The sequence below is a fragment of the Pseudomonas vancouverensis genome, assembly GCF_004348895.1.
Taxonomy (GTDB): Bacteria; Pseudomonadota; Gammaproteobacteria; order Pseudomonadales; family Pseudomonadaceae; genus Aquipseudomonas; species Aquipseudomonas vancouverensis.
The window spans coordinates 341,026-364,176 of record NZ_RRZK01000032.1 but is presented as its reverse complement, the minus strand read 5'-3'; the positions used below and the strand labels follow the sequence as shown (position 1 = coordinate 364,176).

Annotated in this window: 19 protein-coding genes, 4 tRNA genes and 1 riboswitch; of the genes, 6 read left to right on the top strand and 17 right to left on the bottom strand. The window is 59.3% G+C overall.

Going from position 1 to position 23,151, the window contains the following annotated elements:
* Nucleotides 1–114: 114 nt before the first annotated feature.
* Nucleotides 115–191 (bottom strand) — tRNA-Arg (locus EIY72_RS25880).
* A 289-nt stretch (nt 192–480) separates the two neighbouring features.
* On the opposite strand from EIY72_RS25880, the gene EIY72_RS25875 reads away from it, so the two are divergent.
* The 3 genes from EIY72_RS25875 (at nt 481) to EIY72_RS25860 (ending at nt 1,643) form a co-directional block, all read left to right on the top strand.
* Nucleotides 481–714, top strand: coding sequence for a hypothetical protein (locus tag EIY72_RS25875; protein ID WP_093215305.1), 234 nt, complete (start codon nt 481–483; stop codon nt 712–714).
* A 19-nt stretch (nt 715–733) separates the two neighbouring features.
* Complete coding sequence (locus EIY72_RS25870; RefSeq protein ID WP_093215302.1) at nt 734–913, top strand: PA3371 family protein; 180 nt, start codon at nt 734–736, stop codon at nt 911–913.
* Between the two features lie 403 nt (nt 914–1,316).
* The gene (locus EIY72_RS25860; RefSeq protein WP_003178899.1) at nt 1,317–1,643 is read left to right on the top strand and encodes an Arc family DNA-binding protein; all 327 of its coding nucleotides are present in this window, start codon (nt 1,317–1,319) and stop codon (nt 1,641–1,643) included.
* A gap of 104 nt (nt 1,644–1,747) precedes the next feature.
* On the opposite strand, the gene mgtE is transcribed toward EIY72_RS25860, so the two are convergent.
* The 8 genes from mgtE to ltaE all read right to left on the bottom strand — a co-directional run bounded on the left by mgtE (nt 1,748) and on the right by ltaE (nt 9,631).
* The gene (mgtE, locus tag EIY72_RS25855; RefSeq protein ID WP_093215291.1) at nt 1,748–3,190 is read right to left on the bottom strand and encodes a magnesium transporter; all 1,443 of its coding nucleotides are present in this window, start codon (nt 3,188–3,190) and stop codon (nt 1,748–1,750) included.
* Nucleotides 3,191–3,660: 470 nt separating this feature from the next.
* Nucleotides 3,661–3,737: transfer RNA gene (locus EIY72_RS25845), tRNA-Arg, on the bottom strand.
* 72 nt (nt 3,738–3,809) lie between these two features.
* A tRNA-Arg gene (locus EIY72_RS25840) sits at nt 3,810–3,886 on the bottom strand.
* A gap of 107 nt (nt 3,887–3,993) precedes the next feature.
* Nucleotides 3,994–4,084 (bottom strand) — tRNA-Ser (locus EIY72_RS25835).
* A 62-nt stretch (nt 4,085–4,146) separates the two neighbouring features.
* The gene (gene csrA / locus EIY72_RS25830) at nt 4,147–4,335 is read right to left on the bottom strand and encodes a carbon storage regulator CsrA (RefSeq protein WP_002554426.1); all 189 of its coding nucleotides are present in this window, start codon (nt 4,333–4,335) and stop codon (nt 4,147–4,149) included.
* A 187-nt stretch (nt 4,336–4,522) separates the two neighbouring features.
* The gene (locus EIY72_RS25825; RefSeq protein ID WP_093215284.1) at nt 4,523–5,764 is read right to left on the bottom strand and encodes an aspartate kinase; all 1,242 of its coding nucleotides are present in this window, start codon (nt 5,762–5,764) and stop codon (nt 4,523–4,525) included.
* Between the two features lie 91 nt (nt 5,765–5,855).
* Nucleotides 5,856–8,480 (bottom strand): alanine--tRNA ligase, encoded by a 2,625-nt coding sequence (gene alaS / locus EIY72_RS25820; RefSeq protein ID WP_093215279.1) that lies wholly within the window; start codon nt 8,478–8,480, stop codon nt 5,856–5,858.
* Between the two features lie 146 nt (nt 8,481–8,626).
* The gene (gene ltaE / locus EIY72_RS25815) at nt 8,627–9,631 is read right to left on the bottom strand and encodes a low-specificity L-threonine aldolase (RefSeq protein WP_093215275.1); all 1,005 of its coding nucleotides are present in this window, start codon (nt 9,629–9,631) and stop codon (nt 8,627–8,629) included.
* Nucleotides 9,632–9,827: 196 nt separating this feature from the next.
* Nucleotides 9,828–10,000, top strand: a riboswitch (FMN riboswitch).
* Between the two features lie 103 nt (nt 10,001–10,103).
* Between ltaE and EIY72_RS25810 the strand changes: the two genes are divergently transcribed.
* On the top strand, nt 10,104–10,616 hold the full coding sequence (locus EIY72_RS25810; RefSeq protein ID WP_093215272.1) for a 6,7-dimethyl-8-ribityllumazine synthase: 513 nt from the start codon (nt 10,104–10,106) through the stop codon (nt 10,614–10,616).
* A 55-nt stretch (nt 10,617–10,671) separates the two neighbouring features.
* Here the strand turns inward: EIY72_RS25810 and astE are convergent, their stop codons facing one another.
* The 7 genes from astE to EIY72_RS25775 all read right to left on the bottom strand — a co-directional run bounded on the left by astE (nt 10,672) and on the right by EIY72_RS25775 (nt 18,554).
* Nucleotides 10,672–11,682, bottom strand: coding sequence for a succinylglutamate desuccinylase (gene astE / locus EIY72_RS25805; RefSeq protein ID WP_093215268.1), 1,011 nt, complete (start codon nt 11,680–11,682; stop codon nt 10,672–10,674).
* A gap of 12 nt (nt 11,683–11,694) precedes the next feature.
* A complete protein-coding gene (locus EIY72_RS25800) occupies nt 11,695–11,982 on the bottom strand; it encodes a topoisomerase II (RefSeq protein WP_093215264.1) in 288 nt (95 codons plus the stop codon).
* Between the two features lie 61 nt (nt 11,983–12,043).
* Nucleotides 12,044–13,390 carry an N-succinylarginine dihydrolase gene (gene astB, locus EIY72_RS25795; RefSeq protein ID WP_093215259.1) on the bottom strand — a complete coding sequence of 449 codons (1,347 nt, stop codon included), beginning with the start codon at nt 13,388–13,390 and terminating at the stop codon, nt 12,044–12,046.
* 138 nt (nt 13,391–13,528) lie between these two features.
* The gene (gene astD, locus EIY72_RS25790; RefSeq protein ID WP_165939618.1) at nt 13,529–14,998 is read right to left on the bottom strand and encodes a succinylglutamate-semialdehyde dehydrogenase; all 1,470 of its coding nucleotides are present in this window, start codon (nt 14,996–14,998) and stop codon (nt 13,529–13,531) included.
* Complete coding sequence (gene astA, locus EIY72_RS25785) at nt 14,995–16,020, bottom strand: arginine N-succinyltransferase (RefSeq protein ID WP_093215251.1); 1,026 nt, start codon at nt 16,018–16,020, stop codon at nt 14,995–14,997. Before astA ends, astD begins: the two co-directional genes overlap by 4 nt.
* Before the next feature lie 81 nt (nt 16,021–16,101).
* Complete coding sequence (aruF, locus tag EIY72_RS25780; protein WP_093215248.1) at nt 16,102–17,121, bottom strand: arginine/ornithine succinyltransferase subunit alpha; 1,020 nt, start codon at nt 17,119–17,121, stop codon at nt 16,102–16,104.
* Nucleotides 17,122–17,333: 212 nt separating this feature from the next.
* The gene (locus EIY72_RS25775) at nt 17,334–18,554 is read right to left on the bottom strand and encodes an aspartate aminotransferase family protein (RefSeq protein ID WP_093215245.1); all 1,221 of its coding nucleotides are present in this window, start codon (nt 18,552–18,554) and stop codon (nt 17,334–17,336) included.
* Between the two features lie 304 nt (nt 18,555–18,858).
* Here EIY72_RS25775 and EIY72_RS25770 point away from each other — a divergent pair, with 304 nt between their 5' ends.
* Together EIY72_RS25770 and EIY72_RS25765 are read left to right on the top strand one after the other, a co-directional pair.
* The gene (locus tag EIY72_RS25770) at nt 18,859–19,617 is read left to right on the top strand and encodes a dermonecrotic toxin domain-containing protein (RefSeq protein WP_093215240.1); all 759 of its coding nucleotides are present in this window, start codon (nt 18,859–18,861) and stop codon (nt 19,615–19,617) included.
* A 17-nt stretch (nt 19,618–19,634) separates the two neighbouring features.
* Nucleotides 19,635–22,022 (top strand): leucine-rich repeat domain-containing protein, encoded by a 2,388-nt coding sequence (locus tag EIY72_RS25765; protein ID WP_132680179.1) that lies wholly within the window; start codon nt 19,635–19,637, stop codon nt 22,020–22,022.
* A 66-nt stretch (nt 22,023–22,088) separates the two neighbouring features.
* Here EIY72_RS25765 and argR read toward each other — a convergent pair whose 3' ends face one another.
* Nucleotides 22,089–23,081, bottom strand: coding sequence for a transcriptional regulator ArgR (gene argR / locus EIY72_RS25760; RefSeq protein ID WP_093215230.1), 993 nt, complete (start codon nt 23,079–23,081; stop codon nt 22,089–22,091).
* Nucleotides 23,082–23,151: the final 70 nt, after the last annotated feature.

Here is a 23,151-nt window from a genome sequence, read left to right as displayed (position 1 = left end):
ACGGGCCCGGGGTTGAAATGTGACGATGTATTCGAAATACGCGACGGCGAGCACAAAAAAGCCCCGCCGGGAGTCATTTCCGGGCGGGGCTTTTAGTTAAGCGCTGAAGAATGATGGTGTCCCAGGGCAGGTTCGAACTGCCAACCTTCCCCTTAGGAGGGGGATGCTCTATCCAATTGAGCTACTGAGACACAAGTCGCCCGCTTTTCGCGGCGCGATGGACGGCGTGCATGTTAACGGCCGGGCCTGCTTTTGTCATGTCGTCCGTAGGGCTTTTTAAGTGTAGGCAGCCGCCCCACACGAGTTTGCCCAGGGTTACCGTGCAAATTGCACTGCCGCAAAAATGCCATCATTGCAAATTGCATCATCAGCCTTTCTGGAAATTATCTTAATTCATTGTTTTTAAACGATTTAATTGCCGATAAACTCTGGCATGCGAGCTGCTTCAGTTGTCCATAAACAACCGTTGAGGCCAGTGTCATGAATCGCGCTCTGATGCTCTCGAATGCACTCGCTCTGGCAGTTTTGCTGGGCTTTCATTTTGCCCCCGAGCGCGGCCCCATGCCGGTGGCGCAACGCATGCCACACTACCTCCAATTGCAGAAGGCACCGCAGTTGGCTGTTTTGAGCGATCAACACAGTTTTATGAGTCAGGAAGTGAGCCAGGAAAACCTGCCGTTGCCGGCCGCTTCTTCTGAACGCCTGGTATTTTGAATTCCCTCTGGAGCGCAGCATGTCCAAATCAGCCGCTGTTTTTTTCCTTCTTGCGTTAGTGAGCGGCATCACTCACCTGTTGATGGCCCAGGAACTGGTCACCACCCTCCCCCTGATTGCCTGTGGCATTTTCGCGGCGTGCTTCGTGCTTGCATTGATTGTCGGACGCAAATTCAAGTTTGATCCGGTATTGCGTTGATCCCACTGCGCCGCTGGGGTCGCCATCCATCCTGAATTCACCAGTTCTATACGACTTTCTCTAGTAAATCGGCCATTTGCCACTATTCTGTATCCATAGGGAACAGCGATGGAATCGGCACGGATCGTCGTAGAAATACCACTTGTCGGACTGGGAACACCCTCAGCGATACGCACTGGTCGAACTTTTCAAACCAGTCCGCATTTCTGATAATTGGTGCTGGCAGAACGCCTTTATTCAGTTCAATATTTGTCACAGAATTGACGCCAATGATCTGGCTGCATTGAGGCATGATGCTCGCCTCACTCAATTCAGGTTGAACATTTGGCCATAGTGCTTGTCCTACCAGACATCCTGCGGCCAATCCCGAAAACCGCTCCCCTGAACTAAACCGGTTAAATATATGCGCCCATTGAAACAGGCAATTTATTCCAGCCGTACGGCTGACAAGTTCGTCGTACGTCTGCCAGACGGAATGCGTGAACGCATTGCCGAGGTGGCTCGCAATCATCACCGCAGCATGAACTCCGAAATCATTGCGCGCCTCGAGCAGAGCCTGATTCAGGAAGGTGCACTGGGAGAAGAGTTGAGCATGCGCCTGGACAGCCCTGAGCTGTCACTGCACGAGCGCGAGTTGTTGCAGCGCTTCCGACAGCTCTCCCACCGTCAACAGAACGCCCTCGTTTCGTTGATCGCTCACGACGCCGAAATGGCCGCCGACGCTTCCTGATCCAAATCCGAACGCTCAAGCCAGCCTGATCGCTGGCTTTTTTTTGCCTGAAATCCGGGCACAAAAAAACCCGCCATCTGGCGGGTTTTTTAGTGAACAGCAGGTCAGAGCAGGAAGATGGTCGCCAGCCCCAGGAAGATGAAGAAGCCACCGCTGTCGGTCATGGCAGTGATCATCACGCTGGCACCCATCGCTGGGTCGCGCCCCATCTTCGCCAGGGTCATCGGAATCAAGACACCCATCAGCGCCGCCAGCAGCAAGTTCAGCGTCATCGCTGCCGTCATCACTACACCAAGCGACCAACTGCCATACAGCATGTAGGCGACCACACCGATCACACCACCCCAGACCAGGCCGTTGATCAAGGCGACTGCCAGCTCCTTGCGCATCAGGCGCGACGTATTGCCGGTGCTCACCTGATCGAGAGCCATGGCGCGGACAATCATGGTGATGGTCTGGTTACCCGAGTTGCCACCGATACCGGCCACGATCGGCATCAATGCCGCGAGCGCCACCAGCTTCTCGATCGAACCTTCAAACAAACCAATCACCCGTGATGCCACGAAGGCAGTGATCAGGTTGATTGCCAGCCAGGCCCAACGGTTGCGCAGGGATTTCCACACGGAGGCAAAAATGTCTTCCTCTTCACGCAGACCCGCCATGTTGAGGACTTCGCTTTCGCTCTCTTCACGAATCAGGTCGACCATTTCATCGATGGTCAGTCGGCCGATCAGCTTGCCGTTCTTGTCGACCACCGGGGCCGAGATCAAGTCATAACGCTCGAACGCCTGGGCCGCATCGTAGGCGTCCTCATCCGGATGAAAACTCACCGGATCGCTGGCCATGACTTCGGCAACCTGTTTGTCCGGATCGTTGACCAACAAACGCTTGATCGGCAACACGCCCTTGAGGACGCCGTCGTAATCGACCACGAACAGCTTGTCGGTATGACCGGGCAGCTCCTTGAGACGACGCAGGTAACGCAAGACCACTTCGAGGCTGACATCCTCGCGGATCGTCACCATCTCGAAGTCCATCAGCGCACCGACCTGCTCCTCGTCATAGGACAGTGCCGAGCGTACGCGTTCGCGTTGCTGCTGGTCGAGGGACTCCATCAGTTCATGGACGACGTCTCGCGGCAGCTCGGAGGCCAGGTCAGCAAGTTCGTCGGCGTCCATGTCCTTGGCCGCAGCCAGGAGCTCGTGATCGTCCATGTCGGCGATCAGCGATTCACGAACGGAGTCGGATACTTCGAGGAGAATGTCGCCGTCGCGATCAGCCTTGACCAGTTGCCAGAGCGTCAGACGATCGTCCAGCGGCAAGGCTTCAAGGATGTAGGCAACGTCGGCGGAGTGCAGGTCATCGAGCTTGCGTTGCAACTCGACGAGGTTCTGCCGGTGGACCAGGTTCTCGACCCGGTCGGAATTGGCGCCTTCCTGGCGGTGGGTCAGATCTTCTACAACACGCTGGCGCTGCAACAACTCAACCACCTGAGCCAGGCGATCCTGCAAGCTTTCCTGCGTTTTCTTTACTTCAACTTCAGACATAGGCGAACTCCACTCCCAGCAGCGGGGCACGCCGGAAGGATCAATCAGTCAATTCATGATTGGAAAAACGGGGTATTAAGTAACTACTGGGTAAGTCCATGGAGGTATTCCACAAGCCCCGGCGGGGCTGACGGGCGCAATGATACACCGCCTGACGCTTAAAAATGTTAAAAAATCTAGGCTGAAACAAGCGCTTGCACAACAAACCTGAGCGTTGTTCTGATCCTTGAATCTGCGACGACGCAATTCGAAAAGAAAACACACCCTGCTGAAAATTGTAGTCGCTGCCCGTGGGCGTAGAGGCATGAAGGCCGGGCAAATGCGTGATGGTGAGCAGCACACAAGCGCGCCGAGAAGCGCTCGTCGAATGCGAGGGTCGTCGCCAACATTCGTTGAGAGGGGATGCACGAAAGGAAAAGCCAAATCCCAGACGGCAGAAAGCCCGCATTAAATGCGGGCTTTCTGTTGTATGGTGCACTCGACAGGATTCGAACCTGTGACCGCTCGGTTCGTAGCCGAGTACTCTATCCAGCTGAGCTACGAGTGCAATTTGTGTTTTTAGACCAGACCACAACTGGCTGAAGCCAAGTTACTTACATTACTATAAATAACTCTTAAATGGTGCACTCGACAGGATTCGAACCTGTGACCGCTCGGTTCGTAGCCGAGTACTCTATCCAGCTGAGCTACGAGTGCATTTGTTGCCGCGCATTATAGGCCGTTAAATCTTTTTGTAAAGCACTTTTTCTAGTAATTTCAACAACTTACCGAAGAAGCCAGATTACAACGTACTACGAAAATAATGGCGGAGAACGGGGGATTCGAACCCCCGACACCCTTTTGAGGTGTACTCCCTTAGCAGGGGAGCGCCTTCGGCCACTCGGCCAGCTCTCCGCAACACGGGGCGTATATTAACCAGCTTCTTCCCCGTTTGCAAACATAAAAAACGATAAAAATTAATGGCTTGGTTCTTCGTCCTTCTCTTTCTTGATACGCAGGTAGATTTCCTCGCGATGAACCGCCACCTCTTTGGGGGCATTCACACCGATGCGCACTTGATTTCCTTTGACGCCGAGCACGGTCACGGTGATTTCGCCATCACCAATAATCAGGCTTTCTGCGCACCGACGAGTCAGAATCAACATACCTTTCTCCTCACGCCTTACATTTCAGGGACAACAGTCTGCAAAAAAAAGGCACTCGACCTACAACCAGAATCGGTCTTGGCCTACATGCCTGAGTATTGACCAGCGCGAGCAAAAGAACAGCCTAGGGTTCGCGCCTTGCAAAAAAACAAAGGGCGCGGTCAGACCGCGCCCTTTGGCAAACGCATCACTCGCCCTGACGGGCCGGTGCGTCCAGTTCGAAAGCCGTGTGCAGTGCGCGCACAGCCAGCTCCAGGTACTTCTCTTCGATCACTACGGAGACCTTGATTTCCGAAGTCGAGATCATCTGGATGTTGATGCTTTCCTTGGCCAGGGACTCGAACATGCGGCTGGCGACACCTGCGTGTGAGCGCATGCCGACGCCGACGATCGATACCTTGGCGATCTTGGCATCGCCCACCACTTCACGGGCACCGATCTCGCGAGCGGTGTTTTCCAGTACGGTCTGCGCGGACTGGTAGTCGTTGCGGTGTACGGTGAAGGTGAAGTCGGTGGTGTTATCGTGCGCGACGTTCTGCACGATCATGTCGACTTCGATGTTCGCGGCACTGATCGGGCCCAGAATCTTGAATGCAACGCCCGGGGTGTCTGGCACGCCACGGATGGTCAGCTTGGCTTCATCGCGGTTGAAAGCGATGCCGGAAATGATCGGCTGTTCCATGGTTTCCTCTTCATCAATAGTAATGAGGGTACCCGGACCCTCCTTGAAGCTGTGCAATACGCGCAGCGGAACGTTGTACTTGCCGGCGAATTCGACCGCACGGATCTGCAACACCTTGGAACCGAGGCTGGCCATTTCCAGCATCTCTTCGAAGGTGATCTTGTCCAGGCGCTGGGCCACGGACACCACACGCGGGTCGGTGGTGTAGACGCCGTCGACGTCGGTGTAGATCTGGCACTCGTCAGCCTTCAGGGCCGCCGCCAGCGCGACGCCAGTGGTGTCGGAGCCGCCACGACCGAGGGTGGTGATGTTGCCGTGCTCGTCGACGCCCTGGAAACCGGCGACAACCACCACGCGACCCGCCTTCAGGTCGCCGCGAATCTTCTGGTCATCAATCTGCAGGATACGTGCTTTATTGTGCGCGCTATCCGTCAGAATCCGCACCTGGTTGCCGGTGTACGACACCGCCGGCACGCCGCGCTTGATCAGCGCCATGGCCAGCAATGCAATCGTCACCTGCTCACCAGTGGACACGATCACATCCAGCTCGCGCGGAACCGGTTGGCCATCGCCACTGATTTGCTTGGCCAGATCGATCAGACGGTTGGTTTCGCCGCTCATTGCAGACAGCACAACCACCAGGTCATCGCCGGCATCGCGGAATTTCTTAACCTTGTCGGCGACCTGCTCGATTCTCTCGACAGTGCCGACCGAGGTGCCTCCAAATTTCTGTACGATCAAAGCCATTTCAAAGCCGCCTCTGCCCATGAAGGGCGCCCAAATAATCACTCAAACAGCGTGGCGGCCCGCCACTAGACTGCGGGCCGCCAGCACTGCCTTATAAACCCTGCTCTACAAACGGAACGGTCAGCGCCAGTGCCGCGTCCAGTGCGCTGGCGTCGGTACCGCCGCCTTGCGCCATGTCCGGACGACCACCGCCCTTCCCGCCCACTGCCGCAGCGGCTTGCTTCATCAAATCACCGGCTTTGAGTTGGCCAGTCAGGTCCTTGGTTACGCCTGCAACCAGAACGACCTTATCCTCATGGACACTGCCGAGCAGGATCACTGCGCGGCCGAGTTTGTTTTTCAGCTGATCGACCAGCGCCAGCAGCGCCTTGCCGTCCTGACCGTCCAGACGCACGGCCAGCACTTTCACGTCCTTGACGTCCACGGCCTGGGACGACAGATCGTCGCCCGCGGCACTGGCAGCCTTGGCTTGCAACTGCTCGAGTTGCTTCTCCAGCAGACGGTTGCGCTCCAGCACAGCCGACAGCTTGTCGATCAGGTTGTCGCGGCTGCCCTTGACCAGGCTGGCCGCTTCCTTGAGTTGTTCTTCCGCAGCGTTCAGGTAGGCCAGAGCCGCAGCGCCGGTTACCGCTTCAATACGACGCACGCCCGAAGCCACACCGCCTTCGCTGATGATTTTCAGCAGGCCGATGTCGCCGGTACGGTTGGCGTGGATACCGCCGCACAGCTCGACGGAAAAATCGCCGCCCATGCTCAGTACGCGCACGTTGTCGCCGTACTTCTCGCCGAACAGCGCCATGGCGCCCTTCTTCTTGGCGGTTTCGATGTCGGTTTCTTCGGTTTCAACGGCGGAGTTCTTGCGAATCTCGGCGTTGACGATGTCTTCCAACGCTTTCAGCTGCTCAGGCTTGATGGCCTCGAAGTGGCTGAAGTCGAAGCGCAGGCGCTGACTGTCGACCAGCGAGCCTTTCTGCTGAACGTGATCGCCCAGCACCTGGCGCAGAGCCGCGTGCAGCAAGTGCGTTGCCGAGTGGTTCAGCGACGTGGCGTGGCGCACGTCAGCCTCGACGTGGGTTTCCACCGGTGCGCCAACGATCAGGCTACCCGAGGCCAGCACGCCGTGGTGCAGGAACGCGCCGCCGGTCTTGGTGGTGTCGCGCACGTCGAAACGGCTGTTGCCGGCCTGCAGGTAACCGCAGTCACCGACCTGACCGCCGGACTCGGCATAGAACGGCGTCTGGTTCAGCACCACCACGCCCTCTTCGCCTTCGCTCAGCACGTCGACCGATTGCCCGTCTTTATAGAGGGCAACGACTTTCGCCGAACCACTGGTGGCGTGGTAGCCGGTGAACTCGGTGGCCACGTCAACCTTGACCAGGCTGTTGTAGTCCATGCCGAAGGAACTGGCCGAACGGGCACGGACGCGCTGGGCTTCCATTTCGCGCTCGAAGCCTGCTTCGTCGATGGTCAGGCTGCGCTCGCGAGCGATGTCGCCGGTCAGGTCCATCGGGAAACCGTAGGTGTCGTAGAGCTTGAACACCACGTCGCCAGGCACTACGTCGCCCTTGAGCTCGGCCAGATCCTGCTCGAGGATCTTCAGGCCCTGCTCCAGGGTCTTGGCGAATTGCTCTTCTTCGGCTTTCAGCACGCGCTCGATGTGCGCCTGCTGGGATTTCAGTTCCGGGAAAGCTTCGCCCATCTCGGCCACGAGAGCGGCAACGATCTGGTAGAAGAAGCTGCCCTTGGCGCCCAGCTTGTTGCCGTGACGGCAAGCGCGACGAATGATGCGGCGCAGCACGTAGCCGCGACCTTCGTTGGACGGCAGCACGCCGTCGGCGATCAGGAAGCCGCAGGAACGGATGTGGTCAGCCACGACTTTCAGGGAGGCCTGAGCGTCGTTGCTGCAGCCGATGGCCTTGGCCGATGCGCTCAGCAGGCTCTGGAACAGGTCGATTTCATAGTTCGAGTGAACGTGCTGCAGCACGGCACTGATCCGCTCCAGGCCCATGCCGGTGTCGACCGACGGTGCTGGCAGCGGGTGCAACACGCCATCGGCGGTGCGGTTGAACTGCATGAACACGTTGTTCCAGATTTCGATGTAACGGTCGCCGTCTTCTTCCGGCGAGCCCGGTGGGCCACCCCAGATGTCGGCGCCGTGATCGTAGAAAATCTCGGTGCAAGGACCACACGGGCCGGTATCGCCCATGGTCCAGAAGTTGTCGGAGGCGTACGGCGCACCTTTGTTGTCGCCGATACGGACCATGCGCTCGGCCGGAACCCCGATTTCCTTGGTCCAGATGTCGTACGCCTCGTCATCGCTGGCATAGACGGTGACCCAGAGCTTTTCCTTCGGCAGGTTCAGCCACTTGTCGGAGGTCAGGAAGTTCCAGGCGTAGGTGATCGCGTCACGCTTGAAGTAATCGCCGAAGCTGAAGTTACCCAGCATTTCGAAGAAGGTGTGGTGACGGGCGGTATAACCGACGTTTTCCAGGTCGTTGTGCTTGCCGCCGGCGCGCACGCATTTCTGGCTGCTGACCGCGCGGGTGTACGCGCGCTTTTCCTGGCCCAGGAAGCAGTCCTTGAACTGGTTCATCCCCGCGTTGGTGAACAGCAGGGTTGGGTCGTTGCCCGGAATCAAAGAGCTGGAGGCTACACGGGTGTGGCCTTGCTCTTCGAAGAAGCGAAGGAAGGCTTCACGGATTTCTGCGCTTTTCATTAGGTTCTTCCACGGAGGCTGCGGCCAAAGGCCTGTTCGAAACGTCAACAGACGAAGCGACGGCAAAGGGCCGCATTATATCGGCCCTGCGCGCGGGGTACAGCGTGTTTATACGATAGAAACAGTCAATTGGAGCGCTAACGCTATCACTTGCGTGAAAAGTCGACGAATGTCGCGACGACTTGCTCGATTTGCCCACGGCTGACGTCCATGTGCGTGACCATGCGCAGACGGGCGGCAGCGCTGAGCTTGATCCCGCGCTCGGCGGCGAATGCCTTCAAGGCCTCGGCCTTATCGCCCATGTCCACATAAACCATGTTGGTTTGCACCGGCTCGACCGTGAAACCTGCGCCACGCAGGCCTTCGGCCAGGTATTGCGCGTTGGCGTGGTCGTCGGCCAGACGCTGCACGTTGTGATCCAGTGCATACAGGCCTGCCGCCGCCAGAATCCCGGCCTGACGCATGCCGCCGCCGACCATTTTGCGCAGGCGCCGTGCCTTGCCGATCAATTCAGTTGAACCGCACAGGACCGAGCCGACCGGCGCACCCAGGCCTTTGGACAGGCACACCGAGACAGAATCGAAATACTGAGTGATTTCCCGGGCATCAACACCCAGCTTCACTGCTGCGTTGTACAGGCGCGCGCCATCCAGGTGCAGTTGCAAGCCGTGCTCGCGGGTAAAGTCGCGTGCGCGTTGCAGATACTCCAGCGGCAGGACTTTGCCCTGCATGGTGTTTTCCAGCGCCAGCAAACGGGTACGGGCGAAATGGAAGTCATCCGGCTTGATTGCCGCAGCGACCTGGGACAGGTCCAGCGAACCATCAGCCTGCACTTCCAGCGGCTGCGGCTGGATCGAACCCAGCACCGCAGCACCACCACCTTCGTATTTATAGGTGTGCGCCTGCTGGCCAACGATGTATTCGTCGCCGCGCTCGCAATGGGCCATCAAGCCCAACAGGTTGCTCATGGTGCCGGTCGGCACGAACAACGCCACGGCAAAGCCGAGGCGTTTGGCCAGTTCGGCTTCGAGGTGATCGACCGTCGGATCTTCGCCATACACATCGTCGCCAGTGGCCGCCTTGGCCATCGCCTCGAGCATGCCGGCGGAGGGTTGAGTGACGGTGTCGCTGCGAAGATCGATAACGCTCATGAATCTGGCCTCGTTAAGCAGGGGAAATCCCTTTCAGACTGGAATTACTGCGGGCATACCGACAAATAATCAACCCTTGCTCGGCAAAAGGCCGATTAAATCAACGGAAAAACCGATGACAATCATCCAAAAGGAGCCATGCGCACGCAGGAAATATGTGATAAAAACGCTGCGCCGCCACACTTTCGGGCGGCAAAAACGTTCTCAGGGCGGGGTGCAACTCCCCACCGGCGGTAATTGCGCGCAATGCGCATAGCCCGCGAGCGCTTGGTGGCAGATACGGCTCATGGTCGTAGTCGTCGGCAAGGTCAGCAGACCCGGTGTGATCCCGGGGCCGACGGTCATAGTCCGGATGAAGAGAGAACGGGATTAACGCCAAAGGGCCGTGCGCTGGCATACAAGCCGACGTGCCTACCCTTAAATCCCATTCGATTCATAACGCCCTGTTTTTCACACAAACAGGAGTCAGAACATGCAACCCACCGCAATCGACAGCAAAAGCAAAAACCACCACGGCGAACGCGTTGCGTTCATCCAGGCCTGCTGGCACAAGGATATTGTCGACCAGAGCCGTAAAGGCTTCGTCGCCGAAATGATTGCCCAGGGTTATCAGGAATCCGACATCGATTTCTTCGAAGTCGGCGGCGCCTTTGAAATGCCTCTGCACGCCAAGCTGCTGGCCAAGACCGGTCGCTACGCCGGTATTGTCGCAGCCGCCCTGGTGGTCGATGGCGGCATCTACCGCCACGAGTTCGTCGCCCAATCCGTGGTCAGCGGCCTGATGCAAGTTCAGCTGGAAACCGAAGTACCGGTGTTCTCGGTGTCCCTGACCCCGCATCACTTCCACGCCGGTGAAGAACTGCATCACACGTTCTTCTTCGAGCATTTCGTGCACAAAGGCCAGGAAGCGGCGAAGACTTGTGCCGATACGCTGCACAAGATTCGCGCTTTGCGTCGTACCGAGCCGCGCGCGGTAGCCGTGTAACCACCACAAAAACCTGTGGGAGCGAGCTCGCTCCCACATGGGGTTCGTATTGGGCTCAGGCCAGGTTTTCGTCCGTGGTCGGCACCACCAGAATGCCGGCGCGCAAGCCATTCTTCACCTTGGGGTTCGGGAAGATGATCCGGGCGCCCTCCTCCTCGATGATCCAGCGGGTGTTGGCGATGTCTTCCGCCAGCAGGTAACCCACTTCCAGTTCCGAGAAGTTCTCGATGTCCGCCGGCAGGTTCAGGCGGAAGCTGTCGCTGTGCTTGATGATTTCCCGCGCCACGCTGTAGAGCTGCAAACCGTCGAGCGCTGCATCGGTCAGTTCCGGTTCGGTGCCTTCGATGATCTGCTTGAGACGGGTCTCCAGCAACGAAACGTTGACCCCGGCGTTCTGCCCGAACGGCCGTGCCTTGCCCAGTTCGAGGGTAAAAGCCTCGGCGCCGAGCTTGTCGTAGGTGTAGGAACTGAACACGATGGATGGCTTGTTCTGCAGCAACACCGCTTCCATACCGGCGGCACGCAGGCGAGCCAGCTCCTGACGCGAATGCTGGCGATCTTCCTTCCACGGGTACAGGGCGAACTGCTCGATCTTCGAACCGCGAATCGCCGTGTGCAGGTCGTAGTGCAGGCGCTGACGATTCGGCAGGCTGAAGAAACTCGCCGCCAGACGTTCCAGCTCGCAGGCACGTAGCGCTTCGGAACCGCTGCTTTGTTCGTGCCGGCCGTTGAACAGCCGATTGACGTCCTGCTCGACAAAGCGCTCGCCCTTGCGGATCGCTTCGGGGTTGCCGAACAGGAACAGAATACGTGCACGCGGCTTGAGGTCGCCGCGGGCGATGTCGTGCAACAGGCGATCGAGCAACTCGATCGGCGCTGTTTCGTTGCCGTGGATGCCCGCCGACAACAGCAGGTCCAGGCCGTTGTCGCGCGCTTCAGGAGGCCGGACTTCCAGCGCCCCTTCGCTCAACCAGCGCATGCGCACGCCTTCGACAGTCAGTTGAGTCTTCTCCGCCGGTTCACGGCCGGCGAGGGTCAGTTCAAGCAGTTTGCCGAGGGCGAGCATAGAGCGTATTCCTTAGTGATCGTGGTTGCAGTCCGGACCGTGAACGTGTTCTTCGTCACTGAGGTCGGCAGGTTCCATTTCCAGTTGCAGACTTACCAGATTAGTCGCCAATGGACGAAGCAGCAGGTTGGCGTACTCGGCGTCGCCCTCCTCCACGTCCACACCGATCAGCAACTGGCCGCGGCCGTCCTGCTGAATCCACAGCTCCTTGCCTTGCCACAGGACCGCGACGCGGGTGCAGGAAGTCTCCAGTTGCGTGCCGTCGGTGTCTTCAAGGATCAGCTGCAGGGAATCGCTCATGTCTTTACGCTCTCGTTTGAGATGAAGCGGCGCGCTGCCTTGCAAGACAACGCGCCGTCGATCAATTGATCTGGAATGGATAAACCGCGCCCAGTTTAAGGATTTGCGTCAGTTCATCCAGTGCCGTCCGGCACTCAAGCAGCAACTGCGGGTCCGCCAGGTCGCTTTCGGTCATGCGGTCGCGGTAGTGCTTCTCGACCCATTCGGTCAGTGTGCCGTACAACGGTGCCGTCATGATAACCCCTGGGTTGACGGCCGCCAGTTCGGTTTCGTTGAGGGCGACGCGCAGTCGCAGGCAAGCCGGGCCACCGCCGTTCTGCATACTTTGCTTGAGATCGAAGACTTTCACTTCGCGGATCAGCCCGCCAGAGCCGGTCAAACCCTGCAGATACTGCCACACGCGCTCATTGCCACGGCACTCTTCCGGCACGATCAACAGCATCGAACCGTCAGGACGTGACAGCAGTTGGCTATTGAACAGGTAGGAACGAACCGCGTCTTCAACGGTTACCGCGGAACGCGGAACACAGATCGACTGGAATTTCCCACCGACCTTGGCGAGTTTGCTCTGCAACTCGGCGAGCATCTTCTCGGTCTCGAGGAACGCGTCCTCGTGATAGAACAGCACTTCACCGTTACCGACCGCGATCACGTCGTTGTGGAATACGCCCTGATCGATCACCGACGGGTTCTGCTGGGCATAGACCACGCCGTCGTCGCTCAAGCCGTGCAGACGCGCCACAGCCTGGGAAGCTTCGAGGGTCTGCCGCGCTGGATACTTTTGCGGCGCCGGGTAGCGGGTGTCGAATGCACTGCGGCCGAACACGAAGAACTCGACGCCGGCTTCGCCGTATTCACGGCAGAAACGCGTGTGGTTGGCCGCGCCTTCGTCACCGAACTGCGCCACGGCCGGCAAGGCGGCATGGTGGGCGAAATGCTTCTGGTCGGCGAACATCGCCCCCAGCACGCGGCTGGTGGTCGGGTGTTCGATGCTGCGGTGGTACTTGCAATTGAGGTTGGCGGCGGTGAAGTGCACACGACCGTCAGCGGTGTCGGCGCTCGGGCTGACCGTGGCGGCGTTGGCCACCCACATGCTCGACGCCGAGCAACTGGCTACCAGCAAAGGCATCGCTTCTTTGGCGGCGCGCTCGATCACCTGGGCGTCAGTGCCGGCAAAACCCAGGCGACGCAGTGCAGCCACATCCGGGCGCTCTTGCGGGGCCAGTACGCCTTGCTGGAAACCCATTTCCATCAGCGCTTTCATTTTCGCCAGGCCCTGCAACGCCGCTTCCTTCGGATTGGAAGACTGCTGGCTGTTGCTCTGGGACGCGACGTTGCCGTAGGACAGGCCGCCGTAGTTATGGGTCGGCCCCACTAGACCGTCAAAATTGACTTCATAGGATTTCATCGGCGAGGCTCCACGAGAATCTGTTGTTATAGGCTTCAGTAACTGTTCTTCAAGACCGAGGCGCGGCCATCGCGAACAAGCTCGCTCCCACAGGGATTTCATCGCCCTTGTGGGAGCGAGCTTGCTCGTGATTGGGCATCACGCCATCTTCACGCCCGGCGTCAGGGCGGCCGGCAAGGTCAGGCTTGGGGTTTCCAGCGAGGCCACCGGGTACGCGCAGTAATCCGCCGCGTAGTAAGCACTGGCGCGATGGTTGCCCGAGGCACCGACACCGCCGAATGGCGCGCTGCTCGCGGCACCGGTCAATTGCTTGTTCCAGTTGACGATACCGGCGCGGCTTTCCAGCCAGAACTGCTGGTAACGCGCTTCGGAGTCCGACAGCAACCCAGCCGCCAGGCCGTAAGCGGTGTCGTTGGCTTCAGCAATCGCCGCAGCAAAATCAGCGTAGCGGATCACTTGCAACAGCGGGCCGAACAGTTCTTCGTCAGGGCGATCCGCCACGGCGGTCACATCGAGAATACCCGGGGTCAGCAAGGCCGATTGCGCCTCTGGCTGTGTCATGTCCAGCAGTGCAACAGCGCCGTTGGCCAACAGATGTTCCTGCGCATCCATCAGCGCCTTGGCAGCCGCCAGGGAAACCACCGAGCCCATGAACGGCGCCGGTTGCTGATCGAAGGCGCCGACAGCAATCGTCGAGCTGACGGCAACCAGGCGTGCCAGCAGCGAATCACCCCAGGCGCCTTCTGGCACCAGCAAGCGACGGGCGCAGGTGCAACGCTGGCCGGCGGAAATGAACGCCGACTGAATGATGGTGTAGACGGCGGCATCGAGGTCGGCGACCTGATCGACCACCAGCGGGTTGTTGCCACCCATTTCCAGCGCGAGGATCTTGTCCGGGCGACCGGCGAACTGCTGGTGCAGATGATTGCCGGTACGGCTGGAGCCGGTGAAAAACAGGCCGTCGATGCCCGGGTTCGCCGCCAGGGCGATACCGGTTTCGCGAGCGCCTTGCAGCAGGTTCAACACGCCTTCCGGCAAACCGGCTTCGATCCAGCACTTGACCGTCAGCTCGGCGACTTTCGGGGTCAGTTCGCTCGGTTTGAACAGCACGCTGTTACCAGCCAGCAGCGCCGGCACGATGTGGCCGTTCGGCAGGTGCCCGGGGAAGTTGTAAGGGCCGAATACTGCGACCACACCATGTGGCTTGTGGCGCAGTACGGCGGTGGCGTCGCCCAGAGGGCCGCTCTTCTCGCCGGTGCGTTCGCGGTAGCTCTGCACCGAAATCGCGATCTTGTTGACCATGCTGGTCACTTCGGTCGCGGCTTCCCACAGCGGTTTACCGGTTTCCTCACCGATAGTGTGCGCAAGCTCATCGGCGTGTTTTTTCAGCGCGGCAGCAAAAGCTTCCAGCACGGCAATACGTTCTTCCAGGGTACGACGCGCCCAACCCGGAAAGGCCTGACGCGCTGCCTGTACGGCAGATTCGACCTGCTCGGAAGTGGCGCCAGCGCCGGTCCACAGCACTTGCTGGGTCACCGGGTTCAGCGATTCAAAGACTTCGCCCTGACCGGCCAGCCATTGCCCTGCGATGTAAAGCGACTTCATTATTTCGACTCCCGTGCTGCGGACAACGCCACGGCGCGCACTTGATCGCCAGCGTTGAGTTGAAGACGTTTGGCAGTCTGCGGATCGACCACCAGCGTACCGGCGGCCAGACGTGCAGGAGCAGCCGTGATCCGGCAGTCTTCGCGCTTGCGGTTGTGAATGATGAACGGTGTGGCGTCGTCACCCGGCGTACCCACGGCCAGCACCAGCGCCTGGCTGTCGCGCACCGCGCGGATCTTGCCGGTTTCGCACTCGATGGCCGGGCCGGCGTCGAAGATGTCGACGTAGCCTTGATAGCTGAAACCTTCGCTCTTGAGCATGGCCAGCGCCGGCTCGGTGTCCGGGTGCACCTGGCCGATGACGTTGCGCGCATCCGGTGACAGGAAGCAGGTGTACAGCGGGAATTTCGGCATCAGTTCGGCAATGAACGCCTTGTTGCCCACGCCCGTCAGGTAATCGGCCTGGCTGAATTCCATCTTGAAGAAGTGCCGGCCCAGGCTTTCCCAGAATGGCGAGCGCCCGGCTTCGTCGGACACTCCGCGCATCTCGGCGATGATCTTGTTGCCGAACAGTTGCGAGAACTCGGCGATGAACAGCATCCGCGCCTTCGACAACATGCGGCCATTGAGGCCGGTGCGGTAATCGGCGTGCAGGAACAACGAACACAGCTCGGAGTTGCCGGTCAGGTCGTTGGCCAGGAACAGCGTCGGGATTTCGCGGTAGATCTTCAACTCCTGGGAGGCGCTGACCGTCAGGCCCACGCGGAAGTTGTACCAGGGCTCGCGCAGGCCGACCGCACCGGCAATCGCACTGATACCGACCACGCGACCGTTGTCGTCTTCGAGCACGAACAGGTAGTCCGCATCGCCCCGCGCGGCTTCGCCTCGGAAGGTTTTCTCGGCCCAGCCGACCCGATGGGCCAGACGCTCTTCGTTGGCCGGCAAGGTGGTCAGGCCGGTGCCGGTGCTACGGGCCAGGTCGATCAGAGCGGGTAAGTCGCTGCTGCGTACGGGACGAACGATCATGCTATCTCCTCAAACGGGCGGCTTGCGTCACCCGTGAAACTCGCTGCTTTCAGGCAAACTTTTGCAGGCATTGCAGCGGGTTTAAACCGCCACCAGACGCACGCTGGCGCCCTCGCCGACGCCCAGGGCTTCGGCCGCTTCCAGGTCCAGGGTCACAGGTTTGCCCGGTGCGTAATCCAGTTCGAGCATGACCGCGCGGTAATCCTGCAACTGCGCGTTGGCCACCAGGTACTGACGGCCGACACCTTTGACCGGCTCGCCGATCTTCACCGGCACGACGCGACTCTGGGCAATCGAACGAATGCCCGAGACGCGCGCATGCAGGGTCGGGCCGCCGTCGAAAATGTCGATGTAATGATCGGTCTCGAAACCTTCGCGCATCAGGATGTCGAAGGTAATCTGCGCCCGCGGATGCACCTGCCCCATCGCTTCCTGCGCCGAATCCGGCAGCAAGGGCACGTAGATCGGGTAATGCGGCATCAGTTCGGCGAGGAAGGTCCGGCTCTTCAGGCCGCACAAGCGCTCGGCTTCGGCGTAGTTCAGGTCGAAGAAGTTGCGACCAATGGCATCCCAGAATGGCGAATCACCGTTTTCATCGCTGTAGCCGACGATCTCGGTCACCACCGAATCGGCAAAGCGCTCCGGGTGACTGGCGACGAACAACAGGCGGCCACGGGAATTCAACTCCGACCAGGGCGACCCCACCAGATCGCGCTGCACGTAGAAGCTGGTCAGCAAGCTGTTGCCGGTCAGGTCGTGGCACTGGGAAAGCACGTGGATCTTGTTGTGAATCTTCAGCTCGCGGGAGGCGTGTACGAAAGTTTCGTTGCGAAAGCTGTAGAACGGTTCGGAGTAACCGGCCGAAGCGACGATTGCCGAGCAACCGGCCAGCTTGCCGGTGGCGGTGTCTTCCAGGACGAAGAAGTAACTCTCTTCACCGTTGAAGCTCACTTCGGCGGCGAACGAGGCTTCGCTCGCGGCGATCTTGTCGCTCAGGCGTTCAACGTCATCCGGCAACGAAGTGACACCAATCGGGCTGTCCGCAGCCAGACGCTGTACCTCGCCCAGATCAGCCATTTGCGCGGGGCGCATCACCAGCATGGTGTCACTCCTTATTTCAAAAATCACAGAGAAAAAACAGCCGGCCCAAACACTGAGGTACCTGTGGGAGCGAGCTTGCTCGCGATTGCGTCCGATCAGACAACAAAGATGTTGGCTGTCTGGCCCTCATCGCGAGCAAGCTCGCTCCCACATTGCATCAGGCGCGGCATAAATTGGGATCGACGCCTGACGTGCAGGCGCCGAAGGGTCTATCAGGCTTGCGCCAGTTTTGCGGCAGCGCGTTCGAAGCGGTCCAGACCGGCATCGATATCAGCGTCTTCCACCACCAGGCTCGGGGCAAAACGGATCACGTCCGGGCCGGCTTGCAGAATCATCAGGCCTTCTTTTTCAGCGGCGTTGAAGATGTCCTTGGCCTTGCCTTTCCAGGCATCGCTCAGCACGCAACCGATCAACAGGCCCAGGCCACGCACTTGAGTGAACAAACCGTACTGCTCGCCGATCTGCTCAAGGCGCGCCTTGAACTTGTCGTGCTTGGCGTTGACACCGGCCAGCACCTCAGGCGTGTTGATCACGTCGATCACCGCTTCGGCAACTGCACAGGCCAGCGGGTTGCCGCCGTAGGTGGTGCCGTGGGTGCCGACGACCAGGTGTTTGGCCAGCTCTTCGGTGGTCAGCATGGCTGCGATCGGGAAACCGCCGCCCAGGCTCTTGGCGCTGGTCAGGATGTCCGGGGTCACGCCGTAATGCTGGTAGGCAAACAGCTTGCCGGTGCGGCCCATGCCGGTTTGCACTTCGTCGAACACCAGCAGCGCGTTGTGCTCGTTGCACAGTTCACGGGCGCCTTGCAGGTAGGCCAGTTCAGCCGGCAGCACGCCGCCCTCACCCTGGATCGGCTCGAGAACGACCGCACAAGTCTTGTCCGACACAGCGGCTTTCAGCGCAGCCAGGTCGTTGTAAGGGACGTGGGTGATGCCAGTGATCTTCGGACCAAAGCCATCGGAATACTTCGATTGGCCACCGACGTTCACGGTGAACAGGGTGCGGCCGTGGAAGCTGTTGAGCGCGGCGATGATTTCGTACTTATCGCTGCCATAACGATCGAACGCGACACGACGGGCCAGCTTGAACGCGGCCTCGTTGGCTTCGGCGCCGGAGTTACAGAAGAAAGCACGCTCGGCAAACGTGGCGTCGATCAGCTTGTGGGCCAGGCGCAGGGCCGGCTCGTTGGTGAACACGTTGGACACGTGCCACAGCTTGTTCGCCTGCTCGGTCAAGGCACCGACCAGTGCAGGATGTGCGTGACCCAGTACGTTAACGGCAATCCCGCCGGCGAAGTCGATCAGCTCGCGACCGGACTGGTCCCAGACGCGGGAACCGGCGCCACGCACAGGAATGAAGGCGGCTGGCGCGTAGTTTGGAACCATAACCTGATCGAAATCGGCGCGTTGTACCGCAGCGTGCTCAACGGACATCGGAGTCTCCTGAAGAGAAAACACTCGCCTGGAACTGGCGAGCGATGGGGGGATTGTAAGGACAGTTTTCAGCCCGGCCTTGTCGCCAAGCGACAACTTCTTATAGCGCAAACCCCGGATTTTCCCGGGTTTACAGCGTTGCGACATATAGGGTCGCAAAGGCGCAGTTTAACTGGCTGGCAAGGTTAGCGGCAGGGTGGCGCGGATTTGATTTGCCGACAGGGCAACGCATAACTATGTACCGCATCCATCGCAAGGCATCCTGTTTTGCTTCCGCCTCTTCCAAATCTCAAGGATGGGCACGATGCAAGCCACCCCTCACAACCCGACAGAACCGCAACACCCCAACAGTCACTATCAGCCGCTGGTCGATGCGATCCCGCAATGGCTGGGCAAGGCCGCGCCAACCAGGCGCCAGGCCTTGAAAAACACAGCCCCTCGCCTGACTGAACCGCTCAAGGCCGCATCGACTGCCCAGCATCAAATGCTCAAGCTGCTCAACGAGGCGCACCTGAACCTGCAGAACGACGTCGACCTCCGACTGGCCCACCTGCGCGATGCCGATGCCTTTGCCGAACCCTTGCTCAAACAGGCATTGATAGATCGCTTCGACCTGGACCTGGACGTGCGCGCAACCTTCCTGCGCCTGTACATCCCCGTGACGGTTGTCGGCTGGATCAACACCGGCGACCGTTCCTGGACAGTCTCCCTGCTGGAAGCGGCGCTGCACAACTTCGACATGAACGAAGCCCAGGACGACGCCTATGAAGCCGATTCGAGTTTCATCACCCAACCCTCCTCCACCGGGCAGTTCGACACCCTGCCGAACATCAGAGAGAAGCTGAGCATCCCGGCCTTCATCAAATTGTGCCGGGAACTGGACATCGGCACCCAGTACAAAACCTACCTCGAAGACAACCTCGGCCTATCCAACCCGGTGGTAGACGCCGTCTTGCGGCCCAAGGTCGAACAAAGCCAGAAAGCCGCACTGAAATCCGCCCTGCAACTGCCGGCTCCACACTGGCCGTCACGGAGCCGATCATCGGCAACCTGCCGACGCTGAATGCGGATTTCAATCACGTGACCCTGTTGTCGATCAAAGGCAGTCAATCCACGAGGGCAGTAGCACCTTTCCTGGCGCGCTTCCCGGAACTCAGGCATCTGGACATGCACAACGTCCAGCTGGGCAGCGTGCCCCCCGCGATTGGCGAAATGTCGCAGCTGCGGCGGCTACTGCTGCCCAATTGTGGCATTGCGCTTAATCCTGAGGGCAATGCACTGCTTTCATCTTTGAATCACCTTAATGTGCTGGACCTGCAAAACAACCCACTGGCAATACTGCCGGACACACAAGCGATGCCTGAACTGGTGTATCTCGACGCCTCCAATACCAGTATCGCCAACGTCCCGGACAGCCTGGCGAATCATCCGCGACTGGCACAGGCGCGAATGCGCGACAACCGGATCAATGAGTTGCCAGAGGCGTTCTTCGCCCTCGACAGTGAAGCCAGCAAGAAATTCGACTTTGCCAACAACCCGTTGAACACAGCCGCTCGCGAACGCATCAAGACGCACTACGACCGCACTCGGCAAAACTTCCGAGTCCTGGCCGAACAGGCCGATCTGGATCGAACAACGGCGCTGTACCCTGACCTCAACCCCGAACAAGCCAGCACGCTGATCTACAGCCTGCCCGGCACCTTGGCTGAAGGCAGGGTTCAACTCGGTCGCTGGGAAACAGAAATCACTCAATTAAGCGCCGACTTGAGAGCCTGGGCGCGCGACGTACCTGATACGCACCCCATCACCGGCCAGCCCCTGGACAATGTACAGATGTATGCCGAACACGTTGCCCGGGAAGAGTTTGCCCAGAACCTGGAGCGTTTCTGGCGTCGGCGCTCGAGCCAGGATCCGACGCAAAGAGCCGACCGATTCGAATCAAAGGTGGCCGTCGCTGGGGATTTGCCGACACTGACCGCCGACTTCAGCCACGCGACCAGTCTGGAGTTGAGAGGCAACAAAGCCGTCGGCACCACCGAGCAGTTCCTGCTCTTGTTTCCCAATTTGAACGACCTGCAAATGCGCAACTTCGCTCTGCATCAGATCCCCTCAGTGCTCAGCGTGCCGCCACTTGAAAGGCTGGTATTGAGTGACTGCGGTATCGTCCTCAGCCCTCAAAGCCGGGCATTGCTCTCGTCCTTTCCCCAGCTTTCGACCCTGGACCTGTCTGTTAACCCCCTGGGGCTCCCGCTTGACCTGGCTGCCTTGCCCCAATTGAGGTACGTAGACCTCGCCAACACCGGCCTTTCCGAAGTACCCGCAGGTCTGTTGAATCAACCACGGTTAAAGGAAGTGTTCCTCAATGACAATCAGATAACCGAGTTGCCGGAAGCACTTTTCGACATTCCCGAAGAAAGCACCAAGGGCTACTCATTCGGCAACAACCCGCTCTCCACCGCTACCCGAGAACGAATAAAAGCCTACTACCAGCGGGCCAAACAATACTTTGGAGTGTTTGTCGAACAGGCTGACTTGAATCAGACGCGAGCCTTGTATCCAAATCTGGACAATGAACAGGCCAGCGAATTTTTCTATAGCCTGCCCGGGACATTGGCAGAGAGCCGCACGGAACTGACGCGTCGAGAGCCTGAATTGACCAACCTGACGAGCGACTTGGACGCTTGGTCTATCGACATACCCGAACAGTCGAAAGCAGGCACGCCTCTGACCGCCGAAGAACGCCTTGAACAGCAAACCAGAAGACTGTCGCTCAAGGAGCACCTGCTGGATTGCTGGCGCAAGCAGGCTGAAGTCCGCACTGTCGATGATGAGGACGAATTTTCCTGGTCCGGTTCGATCATTGGCGACCTTCCTGTAACGAACGTGAGATTCAACCATGTTTCCATGTTGGAACTCAGGAGTTCGCAGAACAGTGCAGCCAATGTAAGCCAGTTCCTTGAGCACTTCCCTGCTGCCCGCGATCTGCATATCCAGGACTATGAGTTGGGTACCCTCCCTGAAAACGTGTTCAAGATGCCATTGAGGTCGCTCGGCCTGCTGGATTGCCAGATCGTCCTGACCGAACACACCCTGAATCGCCTGACAGACATGACACACCTGGAGTATCTGAACTTGCGGGGCAATCCCTTGGGCCTGACGCCAGATTGCAGCAGGATGCCCGCACTTACCCATGCCGACCTGAGCAACACCGGCATCAGCAAAATCCCGGCAGGCGTGCTGGGCAACGACAACCTTGAAGAGCTGGACCTGAGTGGCAACGCCATCACCGAGATGCCGGCAGCACTCATGGACGTCGATCCCGATCGCACGCTGACCTTCCGAGGCAACCCGTTTACACAAGCAAGCCTGGAGCGCATCACCCGATTCTATCGAAGAACGGGTAACGACCTGGGCCTTGAAGGACTGGACGATATGCCGGCGCTGGAGGATGAGCTTTCTGACGATTGAGGCCCATCAGGACCGATGCCATGGGAACAACGCGCTCATGGCATCAGTGAACCCACCAGCCGCTGACTATCCGCGCTCGGGCGGTACCGACGACAACTCGAACGGGCTGCTGCTGCGCCGCTGGTTGCGATCTTCCCGCGGCGTGGCGCCGAAGAAATTACGGTAAGCGCTGGAAAAATGCGGCCCCGAAGAGAAACCGCAGGACAGGCCGATCTGAATGATCGACTTGCTGGTTTGCATCAACATTTGCCGCGCCTTGTTCAGGCGCAGTTCCAGGTAGTACTGGCTCGGCACGCGATTGAGGTATTGCTTGAAGATGCGCTCCAGCTGTCGTCGGGACACGCACACATGCTGGGCGATTTCGTCGGTGGTCAGCGGCTCTTCGATGTTGGCCTCCATCAGCAACACCGCCTGGGTGAGCTTTGGATGGCTGGAGCCGAGGCGGTTCTGCAACGGAATACGCTGGCGCTCGCCGCCTTCGCGAATGCGCTCGACCACTAATTCTTCCGACACTGCTCCCGCCAGTTCCGCACCGTGATCACGGGCCAGCACCGCCAGCAGCAAGTCAAGCACCGACATACCGCCGCAGGCGGTCAGTCGGTCGCGATCCCAGTCGAACAGGTGACTGGTGGCGATGACTTTGGGGAAACGCTCGGCGAAATCATCCTGCCAGCGCCAGTGCACGGCGGCGCGATAACCGTCGAGCAGACCCAGCTGCGCCAAAGGATAGACACCTGCCGACAAGCCGCCGATCACACAACCGGCACGCACCAGTTGCTTGAGCGCACTGCTCAATGCTGGCGCCAATGCCGTTGGCGGCTCGTCAGCGAGCAGGAACAGTTTCTGAAAGTTCTCCAGCTTGCCGGTCCAGGCCTCACCCGGCAGCTGCCAGGCGCCTTCGGCCGTTGACTCGGCCGGCACTTCGGCCTGGAGAAAGGTCAATTCGTACACCACTTCGGGATGCACACGCTGAGCAACACGCAAGGCCTCCTCAGCCAGCGCAAGCGTCAGTGCTTTAGTGCTGGGCCAAATCAGGAAACCAATTCGATGGGCAGTCATGGTGGGCAATCCGAAGCGAAAAACAATGATGAAGGCATGGGCCAATGCTAGCCCGGAAATACACGCAGAT

What these genes read in the sequence shown, in the direction of transcription:
- astE (WP_093215268.1), bottom strand. Translation starts at nt 11,682, where the DNA reads ATGCTCGCCCTCGGCAAACTGCTTGAACTGACCCTCGCCGGCCGTGAA.
- ltaE (WP_093215275.1), bottom strand. Translation starts at nt 9,631, where the DNA reads ATGAGCGTTATCGATCTTCGCAGCGACACCGTCACTCAACCCTCCGCC.
- EIY72_RS25870 (WP_093215302.1), top strand. Translation starts at nt 734, where the DNA reads ATGTCCAAATCAGCCGCTGTTTTTTTCCTTCTTGCGTTAGTGAGCGGC.
- astB (WP_093215259.1), bottom strand. Translation starts at nt 13,390, where the DNA reads ATGAAATCCTATGAAGTCAATTTTGACGGTCTAGTGGGGCCGACCCAT.
- EIY72_RS25875 (WP_093215305.1), top strand. Translation starts at nt 481, where the DNA reads ATGAATCGCGCTCTGATGCTCTCGAATGCACTCGCTCTGGCAGTTTTG.
- EIY72_RS25770 (WP_093215240.1), top strand. Translation starts at nt 18,859, where the DNA reads ATGCAAGCCACCCCTCACAACCCGACAGAACCGCAACACCCCAACAGT.
- mgtE (WP_093215291.1), bottom strand. Translation starts at nt 3,190, where the DNA reads ATGTCTGAAGTTGAAGTAAAGAAAACGCAGGAAAGCTTGCAGGATCGC.
- astA (WP_093215251.1), bottom strand. Translation starts at nt 16,020, where the DNA reads ATGATCGTTCGTCCCGTACGCAGCAGCGACTTACCCGCTCTGATCGAC.
- EIY72_RS25825 (WP_093215284.1), bottom strand. Translation starts at nt 5,764, where the DNA reads ATGGCTTTGATCGTACAGAAATTTGGAGGCACCTCGGTCGGCACTGTC.
- EIY72_RS25810 (WP_093215272.1), top strand. Translation starts at nt 10,104, where the DNA reads ATGCAACCCACCGCAATCGACAGCAAAAGCAAAAACCACCACGGCGAA.
- csrA (WP_002554426.1), bottom strand. Translation starts at nt 4,335, where the DNA reads ATGTTGATTCTGACTCGTCGGTGCGCAGAAAGCCTGATTATTGGTGAT.
- argR (WP_093215230.1), bottom strand. Translation starts at nt 23,081, where the DNA reads ATGACTGCCCATCGAATTGGTTTCCTGATTTGGCCCAGCACTAAAGCA.
- EIY72_RS25800 (WP_093215264.1), bottom strand. Translation starts at nt 11,982, where the DNA reads ATGAGCGATTCCCTGCAGCTGATCCTTGAAGACACCGACGGCACGCAA.
- EIY72_RS25860 (WP_003178899.1), top strand. Translation starts at nt 1,317, where the DNA reads ATGCGCCCATTGAAACAGGCAATTTATTCCAGCCGTACGGCTGACAAG.
- alaS (WP_093215279.1), bottom strand. Translation starts at nt 8,480, where the DNA reads ATGAAAAGCGCAGAAATCCGTGAAGCCTTCCTTCGCTTCTTCGAAGAG.
- aruF (WP_093215248.1), bottom strand. Translation starts at nt 17,121, where the DNA reads ATGCTGGTGATGCGCCCCGCGCAAATGGCTGATCTGGGCGAGGTACAG.
- EIY72_RS25775 (WP_093215245.1), bottom strand. Translation starts at nt 18,554, where the DNA reads ATGTCCGTTGAGCACGCTGCGGTACAACGCGCCGATTTCGATCAGGTT.